Source organism: Tautonia marina, assembly GCF_009177065.1.
GTDB classification, from domain to species: domain Bacteria; phylum Planctomycetota; class Planctomycetia; order Isosphaerales; family Isosphaeraceae; genus Tautonia; species Tautonia marina.
In genome coordinates this window covers 367,673-381,617 of the sequence record NZ_WEZF01000001.1, presented here as the reverse complement: position 1 = coordinate 381,617, position 13,945 = coordinate 367,673, and the positions used below count along the sequence as shown (strand labels likewise).

The window sequence follows — 13,945 nt, the reverse complement described above, 5'->3', positions numbered from 1 at the left end:
TTCGCGCGGAGATCACCCCGGAGTCCGCCATCATCGCACAGGCCCGAGGATGGGCATGGTCGAATTTCTGGTTGTGGCCGGGTTGCTGCTGGCCAACGCCTTTTTCGTCGCAGCCGAGTTCGCGCTGGTCAAGGTTCGCGTCAGTCAGATTGACGAACTGGCCGGCCAGGGAGACTGGGCGGCGAAGGTCACGGGCCGGCTGCTTGACCACCTCGACGCCTACCTGTCCGCCTCCCAATTCGGGATCACCCTGGCAAGCCTCGGGCTGGGCTTTGTCATCGAACGGTCGGTCGAGCCGGGCATTGAGGCGCTGCTCCACTCGATCGGACTGCCGGAACACGCCCTGGAAATTCAAGGGCAGCGCATCCCCATCATCCCCGCATTCGCCTTCGTCTTTGTCACGTTCCTCCATATCAGCATTGGAGAACTTGTTCCGAAAAGCCTGGCCATCCGAGCGGCGAAGCCAATGGCCCTGATCACCGCTCCGCCCTTGATGGCATTTTACTACCTGTTCTTCCCGGTCATCTGGTTACTCAACGGCTTCAGCGATCTCGTGCTTCGGTTGGCCGGCATCGGCACCCTCGACCACGAAGCACTCGCCCACACCGAGGAAGAACTCAGGCACATTCTCTCCGAGAGCAACCAGGGGGGCCACCTCTCCCGATTCGAACGCGTCATGATTGAGAATGTGCTCAATCTCGAAGAAAAAACCGCTGAAGATGCGATGGTCCCTCGAATCGACATCGTCTACCTCAGCCTCGCTCGCTCCGTTGAGGAAAATCTGCGCATCGCCCGCCGGGCCGGTCACACCCGATTCCCTCTCTGCGAAGACGATCTCACCACGGTCGTTGGATTCATTCATGTGAAGGACCTTTTCCGTTCGAGCGGTTCGGATGACGGGCGTCCCGACCTGCGGCGCCTCGCTCGAACGGTTCCCTTCCTGCCCGAGACGATGCAGCTCGACCTCCTCCTGCTCGAATTTCAGCGCAATCAAATCCACCTCGCAATGCTCCTCAACGAACATGGTGATGTCGTCGGCATGGTCACACTTGAAACGGTGCTGGAAAAGCTCGTGGGTCAGATCCAGGACGAATTCGACCGCGAGCCTCCTCGCGTCGAATCCAAGGATGGAGGCGCCTTTGAAGTCGATGGCGTTTATCCGGTCGACGAACTTCGAGAGGCGAACGGCGTGGCCGTGCCCGAGGAAATCGACTCCCGAACCACCGGCGGGCTCGTCGTCGAGTTACTCGGACGCCTGGCGACCGAAGGCGACACCGTGGTCGTCGGTCAGCACCGCCTGATCGTCCTCCATGCCGAACCCAACCGGGTCAGACGGGTCCGGGTCGAGCCGATCCACCCCGAACCCACCGAGGAATCAGCCCGTGCCCCCACCCCCTCGAACACCACCGAATCAGAGACCCCGTCCTGACCAACTCGTCCCTCGATTTCTCGGCTGGAAGATCAGAACGCATGGAATCTCCAACACTCTCTGACCCGACCATCACCACGAGACGGGCCTATGTTGAGCTGTTCCTCATCAGCTTCGTCGCCCTGTTCCTGGAGTTGGCCTGCATTCGATGGTTCGGGGCGACGGTCGCATTCCTGACGTTCTTCACAAACCTGGTGCTGATGGCCTGCTTTCTCGGGCTGTCGGTCGGGCTGCTGGCGGCATCATCTCCCAGAGACTATTCCCGCCTGACCCTTCCGGTCGGACTAGTCGCCGCCCTGCTGGCGCAATGGCTCCTCTCTGCCCACCGAACCGGCAGTGGGATCATGGTCGAGGTGGGAGGGCGGGGATCGCCGCAACAAATCTATTTTGGAACGGAATACCTCGCGCGCGATCCGTTTGCCTGGGTCATCCCCATCGAGGTCCTGGCTGGGGGCTTTTTCGTCCTGATCGCCATCATGTTCATCGGTATCGGCCAGGTGATGGGCCGTCGCTTCAACGCCATTCCCCAACGAGTCGCGGCCTATTCCACCGACATCGCCGGTAGTCTGGTCGGAATTGCAGGCTTCGCGCTCGCCTCGCGTTTTGAAACGACACCGCTCCTGTGGTTCGCCGTGGCATCTGGAGTTTTCATCGCGCTTTTGTGCAAGCGATCAATCCTCCAGATCGGAAGCCTGATCGGCTTGCTCTACATCGCCGCCATTTCCGCCTTCGGGCCGGGCAACGAAGCCCGCACCTTCTGGTCGCCCTACTACAAGGTCGAGTACTCAAGCGATGCTCGACTCATCGAAACCAACAATATTGGCCATCAGCAAATGGTCGATGTCGAGACGACCGGCCGAGCCTACTGGCTCCCACACCTCTTGAATCGGGCCGGTGGTGGCGACGCCTTCAAGGATGTCCTGATCATCGGGGCCGGGTCGGGTAACGACGTGGCCTCGGCCTTGCAATTCGGCGCCGAACAAATCGACGCGGTCGAGATCGATCCCACCCTTCAGCGACTCGGGCAGCAGCACCACCCGAATCGCCCCTATCAAGACCCCCGCGTCACCGTCCACCTCACCGACGGCCGGGGATTCCTACGCACCACCGACAAAAAATACGATCTCATCATTTACGCGCTTGTTGATTCACTTGTCCTTCATTCCGGCTATTCGAGCCTCCGGCTGGAAAGTTTTCTGTTCACCGATCAGGCGATGCGAGACATCCAGGCCCGCCTCAAACCCGGTGGAGTCTTCGCGGCCTACAATTACTATCGTCAAGGTTGGGTCGTGGGACGGATCGACCTGATGATCGATGCCGCCTTCGGCGCGCCACCGGTCGTCTTCTCGCTGCCCCCTCAAGACGAAATCCGCCCCGACGCCTCACAAAGCAATCACATCACCTTTCTCATGGCCGGCAATGGGACGACACCTGCAATCGAACAGGCCCGTGAACGCTTTGCGAACGATCAGGTTCTCGACACATCCCTCGACCCTGAAACGGGCGTCGCCGACGGAGTTTTTGCCCCTCGAACCCGTGCGCCCAATGATGCCCTTCGACCCGCCAGCGTCATCACCGAAGGCATCTCCCGCGTTCCCACGGATTCCTGGCCCTTCCTGTACCTGAAAGACCCTTCGATCCCCAACCTCAACCTCCGGGGAATGGCGATCGTCGGCATCCTCTCGATCGCCCTGCTCCTTGGCTTCGCCCCGATCAAACGCGGACGACCCGACATCCAGATGTTCTTTCTTGGAGCCGGTTTCATGCTCCTTGAAACCAAGGGGGTCGTTCATATGGCACTTCTTTTCGGATCAACCTGGGCCGTCAACTCGATCGTCTTCGGCGCGATCCTGGTCATGGTCCTCCTGGCCAATCTCTGGGTCATCCGGATGAAGCCAACACGCCAGTGGCCCTTTTACGTGGCCTTGGTACTCGCCTTGCTGGCAAATGTGGTGGTCCCTCTGGAAACCTACCTCGCCCTGCCCGACGTCCTCCGGGTGGTGGTCTCCTGCACGGTGGTCTTCCTGCCAGTCTTCTTTGCCGGCATCATCTTCGCGTCCGCCTTCCGCGACCGAGCCCGCCCCGACCTTGCGTTGGGCGCCAACGTGGCCGGGGTGGTGGTGGGCGGCCTCAGTGAGAACCTGTCACTGGCCCTCGGATTCAACAATCTCATCTGGGTTGCCGTCGGCTTCTACGTCCTCTCGGCCCTTTTTGCCCGGGTCCGACTCACGCCGCTCCCCTCGTGACATTCGATCGACGAGTTACGGCATCATCATGATTCCCCGTCCTCGAAGAAAAAGGAGTTGACAGCCCCATGCCCTCGTCCTATTACAACCCCGAGGACCTCCCCCGATTCCCGGAAATCGCCGAAGGCGCCCCCGCCCTTTGGGAAAAGTTTCAGCAGTGGTATGGCGCCGTCTTCGAGGACGGAGCCCTCTCGGCTCGTGAGAAAGCCCTCATTGCCCTGGCCGTTGCCCACAACGAACGCTGCCCGTATTGCATCGACGCCTACACACGCAGTTGTCTGGAAAATGGTTCAAACCTCGAACAGATGACCGAAGCCGTTCAGGTCGCCGCCGCCTTGCGGGCCGGGGTTGCCTTGGTTCACGGCGTGCAGATGAAAGACATCCACGACTCCCTCTCGATGTAGTCACCCCATCTTCCGAGCGAGGTTCCGAGGCTGATGAAACGGATTCGCCACACCGATGCCGAACTGGCACCGACCTACGCCTCCCGAGACTTCGCTCGGTCCATTCCCCGTGACCGCATCCCCCACGACGGCATGCCCGCCGAGGTCGCGGCCCAGCTCGTCCGCGATGAGTTGCAGCTCGACGGAAACCCCGCGTTAAATCTCGCCAGTTTCGTCACCACCTGGATGGAGCCCGAAGCCGATCGGTTGGTGGGAGATGTTCTGAACAAAAATCTGATCGATCAGGACGAATACCCCCAGACGGACGAGATCCACCGCCGCGTCGTCAGCATGATCGGTCGCCTCTTTCACGCTCCCGACGACGCCACACCCGTCGGCACCTGCACGGTCGGATCGTCCGAGGCGATCATGCTCGGGCTCCTGGCCCACAAATGGGCCTGGCGGAAGCGACGCGAATCTCAAGGGGCACCCACCGATCGCCCCAACGTTGTCTTCGGCGCAGATGTTCATACCTGCTGGGAAAAGTTCACGAGGTATTTCGACGTCGAAGCCCGAATCGCCCCGCTCTCACCCGACTGCCACATCCTCACGCCACAAGGCGTGGCCGACCGAGTCGACGAAAACACGATCGCCGTCGGCTGCGTCCTCGGCACAACCTTTACCGGCCAGATTGACCCGATCGCTGAGATCGCCACCCTGCTCGACCAGCTCCAGGCCGAAAAGGGATGGAACATTCCCATTCATGTCGACGCAGCAAGCGGTGGGTTTGTCGTCCCCTTCGTCAATCCGGAACTTGCCTGGGACTTCCGCCTCGAACGCGTCCGGTCCATCAACGTTTCGAATCACAAGTTTGGCCTTGTCTACCCTGGCATCGGCACCGTCGTCTTCCGAGACACGACCGACCTCCCCGACGAGCTTGTGTTCAAGATCAGCTACCTCGGCGGCGAGATGTCAAACTACAGCCTCAACTTCTCTCGGGCCAGTGCTCCCGTCTTGCTTCAGTATTTCAACTTCCTCCGCCTCGGTGTTGCCGGATATTCCCGAATCATCGGCAACATCATGGAGAACGCCACGTATCTTCAGGAGCGAATCGATTCCCTCGGCCGCTTTCGACGCCTCGGCGACACCCGAGCCATTCCTGTCGTCGCCCTGACCCTCGCCGACCCTTCCGAGCCTTCCGAAACGCTCGACCTTCTTTCCGAGACGCTCCGCGAACGGGGTTGGATCGTTCCCGCCTATCCTCTTCCTCCCAATGCGCAGGAAATTCGCGTGCTGCGTGCCGTCGTCCGAGAAAACTTCAGCCGAGACCTTGCCGAACTGTTCGTTAGCGACCTCAAAGCAGCACTGGCCAAGGTCGATCGCCTTCGCGCCGTGCATCTGCCCCCTGCTTCCGACAGCCGCCCGCACGGTGTCTGCTGATCCTACCTGCTCCGCTGAACACCCCGATCGTGCGAGAGGTCCCATTTCCGCGAGGCTCTTGGTACGATCAAGACGACCCTCGATCGTCCCTCGACCCGACTCGCGAGCCTGCCATGCCCCGAAGTCTCCTCGGCCAGGGACACCCCCTGGCGACCATCGACGAGCAACTCCGGATCCTTCGACCATCAGGCAACTTTCGTCCATTCGAGGAATCTCTCGCCTCGCACGGACTCCACCCCCTGACGCGCACCAAGATCGACACCTTGCAGATCAACCTCGGCAAGATGTGTAATCAAACGTGCAAACATTGCCACGTTGATGCTGGCCCCGACCGCACCGAGATCATGACTCGGGAGACCATGACGCACTGTCTGCGAGTCCTCGAAACCACCGGCATCCCCAGGGTTGATCTCACCGGCGGCGCTCCCGAACTGAATCCTCATTTTTCCTGGTTCGTTGAACAAATCCGCACGCTCGGCCGCCATTTGATCGACCGCTGCAACCTCACCATCCTCACTGTCCCTCGTTTCAAAGCGCTTCCCGAATTTCTCGCCCGGCACCGAGTCGAGATCGTCGCCAGCCTCCCCTCCTACCTCCCGCGCTCGACCAACGCCCAGCGCGGCGACGGTGTCTTCGAGGACTCGATCACCGCTCTCCGTCGGCTCAACAGGCTCGGCTACGGACTCCCCGACTCCGGATTGCTGCTCAATCTCGTCTACAACCCCACCGGTGCGTTTCTTCCTCCGAAACAATCGTCAATCGAAGCTGACTTTCGCCGTGAGCTCAAAAACCGCTATGAGATTACATTCAACCACCTCTACGTGATCACAAACATGCCGATCAACCGATTTCTCGAATTTTTGATTCGAACAAATCAGTATGAATCCTATATGACTCGATTGATTGCTTCCTACAACCCGACCGCCGCGGAAGGGGTGATGTGCCGCTCGTTGCTGTCCGTCTCCTGGGACGGCACCCTGTACGACTGCGACTTCAACCAACAGCTTGACCTTCCCACCTCCCCGCGGCACATTGCCGACTTCGACCTCGACCACCTCATCGCCGAGCCCATCGTGACCGGCCTGCACTGCTACGGCTGCACAGCCGGCTCCGGCTCCAGCTGCGGAGGTCAGGTGGCCCAATGACAACGCACTAACAAAAATTTACACTTAAATTTTAAACAACTCCTTTCCCCTTCCCTCAGCGATAGAGGACGCCGACTCGTCTTCGATAGTCGTCGTACGTTTCCTCAAACAGAGCCTTCGCCCGCTCCGCCCCGACGTGACACGCGGCGGTCAACACTTTTGGCGGCCGACCGGCCTCGGTGAGCAGTCGGGCCACCTCGGCCTTCACGAGGTTGATGATGGTGCAACCCGTGACCGATGAAATCGGCGCGACCGGTGTTTCCAGCCCCGAAATCCAGACACTCGAATCCCCAGCCGGAGCCTTCTGGTCGAGCACCAGATCCGCCACCTCATGCAGCTTCTTGCCCGACTCATGCCGCGAGGTGGAGGCGGCACTATGCGCCAGCGATGTCAGAGCAACGACCGTCATCCCCAGGCGTTTCGCCTCGATCGCCACGTCGATCGTCACGGCGTTACAGCCGCTGGTGGAGATGGCAAGCAAGCAGTCGCTCGGGTCGGTGACAAAGTTCCGCCAAAGAACGGGGCCAAACCCCTGCACATTCTCCAGAAACATCGCCTGCCGCTGACCGTTGGCTCCCACGACCGGGTTATGAAAAGTCATGGATAGCTCGACAATCGGATGGAATCCGGGAAACGAGCCGTACCGAGGGAACATCTCCTCCACCGCCATTCGCGAGTGTCCGGTGCCAAAGACATGAACCAGGCGATCCGCCAGAATCGCCTCCGTAAACCGTCGGGAAACCTCCCGAATGGGGTCGAGCTGCGTCGCCTCGATCGCGTCGAGCGCCGATCGGGCCGCGCCCAGATATTGGGAAAACACGTTCTCATCTTCAATGGCTGACATTTTTTCACTCACCCAAATGTTGACCATCGGAAAGCGACCAACCGCCATCGACCTCCAGCACGACTCCCGTCACGAATCGATTGGCCGGTTCGGCCAGAAAGAGGGCGGCCTCGGCCACGTCGCCGGCCGATCCAGGGCCACCGACCATCGGTTGCTTCGTCCGCAGGTAGTGGCGGATGGCCGGGTCGGTGACGGCTCGGGCGGCCATCGGCGTTTCGATCAGACCGGGGGCGACCAGATTGATCCGGATCCCATCGCTTGCGTAGCGCGCCGCTGCGGCTCGCGTCATTGCTTCGACCGCTCCCTTGCTCGCCGCGTAGGCAATGGTGCCGAAATGCACGGGAGCAGGAGACCTGGCGAGCACCGAGCCAACATTGACGATAGCCCCCCGCGCACCTACCACCGATTCGGGAATCGTTTCCGGTTCTTTCATCAGCATACGCTTGACCGCTTCTCGATTCGTCAGGAAAACTCCTCGCGCGTTGACTCCCATGACCGTTTCCCAACCGTCGAGCGAGCAGGCGTCGAGTGGGCCATCGCCGAAGCGCCGGCCACTGATCCCGGCCACATGCACCAGCACATCGAGCCGACCGCCGAGCCACCCCATCGCCTGATCGAACAAGGCAATGACCGAGGATTCGACAGCAGCATCCGCCTGGATGCTTTGGGCCGGGCCCAGCGGGCCTAGCCTGGTCAACGCCTCGCCCGCCTCCCCCGCGGTCTTGCCCGAAACGACAACGCGTGCCCCTTCAGCCAGGAAGCGTTCGGCTGTTGCCAGGCCAATGCCACCGGTTCCGCCCACGATCAGGCAGGATCGGCCGTCGAGTCGTCCTCCTGGTCGGGTCACGGTGCCGTCTCCCGGTTGGTCCCCCCGCGTGGGTCAGGCGAAACCGAAGTCATTGCCTGCCCCTGCGCCATCTCGTTCGAGAAGAATCAAGACGTAAGGAGTCACTGTTCCTTCCGTATGAAAGGGCGTTTCCCGGACGGGAACCCAACCCTCGTCCAGCATCGACGGCAGGCCGGAGGTCTTCTGTGTGGCGTTGTCCTGAACCAACCAGCAATTGCCGTTGTAGTCAAGGATGACATAGCGATATTCTGACGTTTTGTTTTTCAATGAATTTCCATTCCTCAAAATCCAAGGGCGGCATGATTATTGATTGGGAATCCATCCCGTTTTCGGATCACTCGAAAACGGGATGGGCGGGTCTGCGACATCAGTCCTTGACCTGGAAGATCGCTTCGATCTCGACAGCGATGTTGCCAGGCAACGAGTTCGTTCCCAGGGCGCTTCGGGCCCCGACGCCTGCGTCGCCGAACACGTCGCGCATCAGGTCGGAGTAGCCGTTAATCACCTGAGGTTGCTGGGCGAATTCACTCGTGCAGTTGACCAGGGCGAGGGTCTTGATGAGCCGCTCGACCTTGTCGAGGGTCCCCAGGTGGGCTCGCAAGGTGGCCAGAATCGCCAGGCCGACCTGACGCGCGGCGACCTTGCCGGCTTCCAGGTCAAGCTCGGCCCCGAGCTTGCCGGTATACATGGACCCGTCGGGCTTCAGCGGGCCGTGGCCCGAGACATAGAGCAGGTCACCGTGACGGTTCGCCGTCACGTAGGTTGCCACCGGTTTCGGGGCCTTGGGCAGTTCCAGCTTCAGTTCTTCGATGCGAGCGTCGGCGCCCATGATCGGGTAATCCTCGGTGCTGCGGGTTGGTTCGGGAAACTCGGGCCAATCGGCTCTTGAGGCTACCGCGGAGCCCCGTTCGAATCAACCGCCGCGGTTCCGTCGGTCGGATCAGTCGGCATAAAGGCAAGGGATCGCGCGGTCGAGGGGGGTTCAGACTTCACGATCGTCGCTGTCGGAGGCCACGCCTGCCAGATGGGCTTCACCGGCAGGATGGCCCGAGGAGCGGGCCGCGCGGATCGCCCAGCCAGACAAGAGCAAGGCCAAGAGGGCGATCGCCGCGCCTTCCCAGTACGGGGCCGAGGGGCCGTAGCGACCGAGCAACTCATTCGCGGTTTGATAATTCACCAATCGAGCAAACGTTTGAGCTGAGAGCAAGGCCCCAAAGATGGCCCCCTGTCGGCTCGGCGCGACCGACCGCGAGAGCAAGCCCGAGACGGTCGGCGCGGCCAGCCCTTGCCCCAGACCGACCAGCACCACCGCCAGGGCGAGCCCTGCCGTCGTTTGCACAACGGCCAGCGAGGCCAGTCCCGCGGCCAGCAGGGCGAGGCCGACGGGAATCAGGCGAGGCTCGCCGAACCTCGGCACGAGGCGGCGGATCAGCCCGCCTTGCATGATTGCGCTGACCAGGCCGAGCGCGGCGAACCAGTAGGCGGCCCGGTCGGCTCCGCGTCCCATCCGGCGTTGCAGGTAGAGGCTGAACGTTCCCTCCAGGCTGGCGAAGGCGAAGACGACGAGCGCCCCGAGCAGCACGAGCGGCCGGGCGTTCCGATCGCCGATGGCCCGGACGAGCCCTTGCCAACCGGGGGCTCGAACGGCGGCCCTCGGCACGGTTTCGATCCCTGGCGGGCGCGATTCGGGCAGCCATCGCCAGGTCAAGATCCAGGCAATCGTCGAGAACCCGGCGGCGACCAGGAAGGGCAGGCGAAGGCTCCAGACCGGCCCGATCGGCAGCGAGACGAGCAGGCCCCCCAGCAACGGGCCGAGGACGAATCCCACGCCGAAGGCCGCGCCGATGAGGCCGAGCCCCTTGGCCCGCTCCTCGGGCTTCGTCACGTCGGCAATATACGCCTGGGCGACCAGAATGTTGCCGCCGGAGAAGCCGTCGAGCATCCGGCCGAGCAGCATGATGACGAAGACATCCGTCAGGCCGATCATCAGGAACGAGAGCGTGGTCCCCACCTGGCTGATGAGCAAGATCGGGCGGCGGCCGTAGCGATCGCTGAGCCGTCCGAGGATCGGCCCGGCGATGAGCTGGCAGAGCGGGAAGGCCGCGAACAATGCGCCGATCATCCGCTCGTCGAAGCCGTACTGCTCGGCGTACCGAGGCAAGAGCGGCATGACCAGCGAGAATCCGAGCAGGTCCACAAGCACGATGGAGACGACGACCAGCAGCGGCGACATCGGCGGGGAAGATCCTCTGCAGAGGTCTGGAATCAGGTCACGGAGGGAGGCGATCGGGGGGCTGAGCGAGCGAGCGGGGGGCGGTCGGGTCGGGGTCGGCAGCACTTGAGGACGGAGGTCGAAGGCGATCCACTTCGGCCTTGAGCGCCAGGGCCAGCGCCCGCTGACCGAGGATCGTCACGGCGAAGACGGCCAGCGCGGCCCCCTGGTAGCCGATCGCCACCGAGGCCAGGGCCAGGTGAGCGAGGCTCTGGGCCGGCCCCGGATCGCTCGATCCGGTCGGATCGTCGCACCAGGACCAGGAGGCCACCGCGAGAAGGCCCAGGCCACCGACCGCGACGGGAGTGACCCGTCGGCGGTTCCGGACGGCTCGGGAGTGGAACCGCCCAGGAAGTCCCGCGAGGCGCTCGACCCGTCGGATCCAGGCTTCGCGAGCAACCACGCAGGCAAGGACGAGCAGGTTGACCAGCACGCCGGTCATCGTTGCTGAGGGTCCGAGCCGATCGTGGAGCCCTCGTCCGAGCCCCTCCCCTGCCCCTCCGAGGAGGACCGCCGCAAAGGCGGCCACCAGGAGCAGGGCGTGAAGGAGGGCCGCACCGAGGATCATCCGGTCCATGACCGTTGGCGACTCCTCCGCTCGCGAGGGCCTGGCCTCGTCCGCTCGATTCCCAGAACCGTCAGAGGACCAGGGTACGCGATCGGACCGGCATCCGGCAACGCTCGTACCCCCTGGATCTGCCGGCGCACCATTTGCACGGGTAGACTGGATCGACGTGCTCACCAATCCGCAGCGTGAGCCGAGTTCCGGCCCGGCGATGCCGCTGGTGGCCTTCCGTCAGTCCGAGAGGCTTCGATGAGCGATTCCGATTCTGTCCGAGAGGTGGTGCATGAGCTTCGCAATCGGCTCAGTGCCATTGCGTCGGCCGCGACCGCAATCCGGAAATCCCATTTTGAGAAAGAGCTTGGCGAGGAGATGCTCGACATCATCCGCAACAACGTGGAGCAGGCCACGGCCTCACTCAACACGCTGGACCAGCTGGGAACCCGAAGCAACTCCTGAGCGAGCCCTCCAGAACACTCCGTCTGGCGGGCCAGAGCGGGGTGGGGTTTCGGTGCTATTCCCGGGCATGGAGCACGGGCAAAGGCGGGTGGCGTTCGAAGACGGACTCGACCGTGAGCGAGGGATAGACGCGAAAGAGGCGAGACGCCAACCGAGCCGACCCGATGAGCAGCTCCTTCTCGATGAGATAGTAGCGATTGTACCCGTCGATCAGGGCATTGATGGAGTCGAGATTCAGCTCCTCGACATGACGGGACCAGCGGCGGTTGAACCGGGCCATGCTGGCGATCAGGTCGCGGGCGACGGCCCTTCGGCGTCGAGGAGCGCCGGGGCGATCGGCCCAGACGGGATCGGCCGGGGCTTGGGCCAGGCTCCAGAGGGGCGCGACCGGCTGATCGAACCGATCGGACCAGTCATCCGGTCCGGTGGCCACGGCGGCCCACTGGCGGAGCCGAAGGTGAACCATCTCCAGCATGTCCGTTCGAACGCGCCGACACTGGCGATGCAGGCGGTTGAGCGAGTCTTCGACGTCCTGGCCCCGTCGGACGAACGCCGGGGCGCTGTCCAGGTTGCACAGTTGCTCGAGGGTCAGCTCGCCATCCCCCTGGGCGGCGAGCGGATTCGGGAATCCCAACTGGGGCTCGGGAACGTGCATGAGAGTCGCTCGGTTCGAATCGAATCGTGATCGGAACTCAGCGGGGAGGAGGCTGGTCGGAAGTGGCGAAGGCATTGAGACTGCGGCGATAGTGCCACTTCTGGCGGTCGAGGCCAAGGTCTCGGGAGCGGGCGTCCCAGGCGTCGGCGGCCGATTGCAGGGCGTCGGCGGGGGAAACGTCGCCGGTCGCGGCCGAGGCGATCGCCCGGGAGAGGTCGTCGAGGTAGCCCGAGGCGCCGGGAATGCGCGGGCCAATCAGGACACGATCGGCCAGCAGGGTCCGCGAGACGGCGTCGGACCAGTCGCGACGGCTCAGGCCGGGCAGGTCTCGATCGAGCGGAGGCCCCTGGCCGACCAGGGGGGAGCGGACCGGGAGCATCGGCACCCGCAGATCGACCCGAAGCCGGGCGGCGGTGTCGGGCTCGATCAGGTAGCGGGCGAAGTCCTCGGCGGCCTCGGCGTGGGCGGTTGCGGAGGACACCCCCACGAGCCAGCCGCCGCCGCCGGGCAGGAAGCCGGGGCGGTTCGGGGGGTCGGCCGGATCGTAGGCCGACCGGTTCGCCTCGAACATGCGAGCGGAGCCGGGCAGGCGGGCCACGCCCAGCTCGGCCTCGTCCCCTTCCTCCAGCCACGACGCGTACCGTTCGGCGCGGTCGATCAGCAAGGCGACCGAGCCGGTGCGGAAGGCCGAGCGGGCGGCCTCGGCGTCGAACGAGGCCACCCCTTCCGGCCCGGCGTCTTGAAGGGCCAGGAGGGTGTCGAGGGCCTCGACGAAGGGGGGCTCGGTGAGGCGGGCGGCCATCGAGTCGGGGTCGAACAGCAGGGAGAAGTAGTCGCGGTGCAGGCCGAGGGCGGCGGATCGGGCCAGGAAGGTTTCGGCGCCGAGGTGCTCGGCCTCATCGGGGCCGAAGGCGAGGCTGATCCCGGCGTCGGGCTGGCCGTCGGCGTTCCAGTCGCGGCCGTGGAGGAAGCGGGCGAGGTCGTCGAGCTGCTCCCAGGTGGTCGGCGGTTCGAGGCTGACGCCGGCGGCCTCGGCCTCGGCGGCGAGGTCGTCTCCTTGCAGCGCCTCGACCCGGTAGACCAGGACCAGGGCCGAGCCGCCCAGGGGAAGGGCGACCCGATCGTCACCGTACTTCGACACCTGCTCCCGGTACACGTCGAAGACCTGAGCGAAGGCGAGCTCCGATCCGACCGGGGCATCGACGGGGGGCTCTTCGTCGGGGTCGGCCGAGCGATCGGGGGGGGAGACGAGGGATTCGGGCAGGACGCGGAGGCGATCGGCGTCGATCAAGCTGCCGAGCTGATCGCCGGGAAAGACGATGACGTCGGCTCCCTCGGTGGCCTGAAGGTCAGGGGCGGCCTCGATGGTGACGGTGCCGCCTCGACTGCGTTCCCATTCGCCTCGGCGGTCGTCGAGCATCTCGGCGAGGAGCGGCTCGCCCAGCACGGCGACCCGAAGCCCGATGCCGCGGAAGGGCTCGATCAGCTCGGCCGGATCGGAGCCCCCCCGATTGCAGCCCGTCGAGACGATCATGCCGACGGCCAGGAGGCCGATGACCAGACGTTCCCCTGCCCGATGTCGCATGATGTGCCCAAGCTCCCGAGAGATTCCAACCAGAATTGGCCGCAGCCCATCGTAATGAGGCTCCCAATCTTCGGTCAA

14 protein-coding genes are annotated in these 13,945 nt (G+C 63.6%); 6 read left to right on the top strand and 8 right to left on the bottom strand.

Annotated features, from left to right (window positions below; translation table 11 throughout):
* Positions 1-55: 55 nt before the first annotated feature.
* The 5 genes from GA615_RS01460 (at position 56) to arsS (ending at position 6,643) form a co-directional block, all read left to right on the top strand.
* Positions 56-1,429: a hemolysin family protein gene (locus tag GA615_RS01460; RefSeq protein ID WP_235904980.1), complete on the top strand. Its 1,374-nt coding sequence runs from the start codon at positions 56-58 to the stop codon at positions 1,427-1,429.
* Between the two features lie 41 nt (positions 1,430-1,470).
* Positions 1,471-3,675: a spermine/spermidine synthase domain-containing protein gene (locus tag GA615_RS01455; protein WP_152049473.1), complete on the top strand. Its 2,205-nt coding sequence runs from the start codon at positions 1,471-1,473 to the stop codon at positions 3,673-3,675.
* 68 nt (positions 3,676-3,743) lie between these two features.
* Positions 3,744-4,079 carry an arsenosugar biosynthesis-associated peroxidase-like protein gene (locus tag GA615_RS01450; protein ID WP_152049472.1) on the top strand — a complete coding sequence of 112 codons (336 nt, stop codon included), beginning with the start codon at positions 3,744-3,746 and terminating at the stop codon, positions 4,077-4,079.
* A 33-nt stretch (positions 4,080-4,112) separates the two neighbouring features.
* Positions 4,113-5,498 (top strand): glutamate decarboxylase, encoded by a 1,386-nt coding sequence (locus tag GA615_RS01445; RefSeq protein WP_152049471.1) that lies wholly within the window; start codon positions 4,113-4,115, stop codon positions 5,496-5,498.
* A 113-nt stretch (positions 5,499-5,611) separates the two neighbouring features.
* Complete coding sequence (gene arsS, locus GA615_RS01440; protein WP_152049470.1) at positions 5,612-6,643, top strand: arsenosugar biosynthesis radical SAM (seleno)protein ArsS; 1,032 nt, start codon at positions 5,612-5,614, stop codon at positions 6,641-6,643.
* A 55-nt stretch (positions 6,644-6,698) separates the two neighbouring features.
* Here arsS and GA615_RS01435 read toward each other — a convergent pair whose 3' ends face one another.
* The 6 genes from GA615_RS01435 to GA615_RS01410 all read right to left on the bottom strand — a co-directional run bounded on the left by GA615_RS01435 (position 6,699) and on the right by GA615_RS01410 (position 11,183).
* Positions 6,699-7,487 carry a sugar isomerase domain-containing protein gene (locus tag GA615_RS01435; protein WP_152049469.1) on the bottom strand — a complete coding sequence of 263 codons (789 nt, stop codon included), beginning with the start codon at positions 7,485-7,487 and terminating at the stop codon, positions 6,699-6,701.
* A gap of 4 nt (positions 7,488-7,491) precedes the next feature.
* Entirely contained in the window at positions 7,492-8,334 is an 843-nt protein-coding gene (locus GA615_RS01430; protein WP_152049468.1) for an SDR family NAD(P)-dependent oxidoreductase, read from the bottom strand.
* Positions 8,335-8,367: 33 nt separating this feature from the next.
* Positions 8,368-8,601, bottom strand: a complete 234-nt coding sequence (locus GA615_RS01425) for a hypothetical protein (RefSeq protein WP_152049467.1) — start codon at positions 8,599-8,601, stop codon at positions 8,368-8,370.
* A 100-nt stretch (positions 8,602-8,701) separates the two neighbouring features.
* The gene (locus GA615_RS01420; protein WP_152049466.1) at positions 8,702-9,163 is read right to left on the bottom strand and encodes a RidA family protein; all 462 of its coding nucleotides are present in this window, start codon (positions 9,161-9,163) and stop codon (positions 8,702-8,704) included.
* 153 nt (positions 9,164-9,316) lie between these two features.
* A complete protein-coding gene (locus tag GA615_RS01415; RefSeq protein ID WP_152049465.1) occupies positions 9,317-10,567 on the bottom strand; it encodes an MFS transporter in 1,251 nt (416 codons plus the stop codon).
* A gap of 37 nt (positions 10,568-10,604) precedes the next feature.
* Complete coding sequence (locus GA615_RS01410) at positions 10,605-11,183, bottom strand: hypothetical protein (RefSeq protein WP_152049464.1); 579 nt, start codon at positions 11,181-11,183, stop codon at positions 10,605-10,607.
* A 237-nt stretch (positions 11,184-11,420) separates the two neighbouring features.
* Between GA615_RS01410 and GA615_RS01405 the strand changes: the two genes are divergently transcribed.
* The gene (locus GA615_RS01405) at positions 11,421-11,627 is read left to right on the top strand and encodes a histidine kinase dimerization/phospho-acceptor domain-containing protein (protein WP_152049463.1); all 207 of its coding nucleotides are present in this window, start codon (positions 11,421-11,423) and stop codon (positions 11,625-11,627) included.
* A 55-nt stretch (positions 11,628-11,682) separates the two neighbouring features.
* Here GA615_RS01405 and GA615_RS01400 read toward each other — a convergent pair whose 3' ends face one another.
* Both GA615_RS01400 and GA615_RS01395 read right to left on the bottom strand, forming a co-directional pair.
* Positions 11,683-12,282 (bottom strand): hypothetical protein, encoded by a 600-nt coding sequence (locus GA615_RS01400; RefSeq protein WP_152049462.1) that lies wholly within the window; start codon positions 12,280-12,282, stop codon positions 11,683-11,685.
* A gap of 37 nt (positions 12,283-12,319) precedes the next feature.
* Positions 12,320-13,867: an extracellular solute-binding protein gene (locus tag GA615_RS01395; protein ID WP_161602101.1), complete on the bottom strand. Its 1,548-nt coding sequence runs from the start codon at positions 13,865-13,867 to the stop codon at positions 12,320-12,322.
* Between the last annotated feature and the right edge of the window lie 78 nt (positions 13,868-13,945).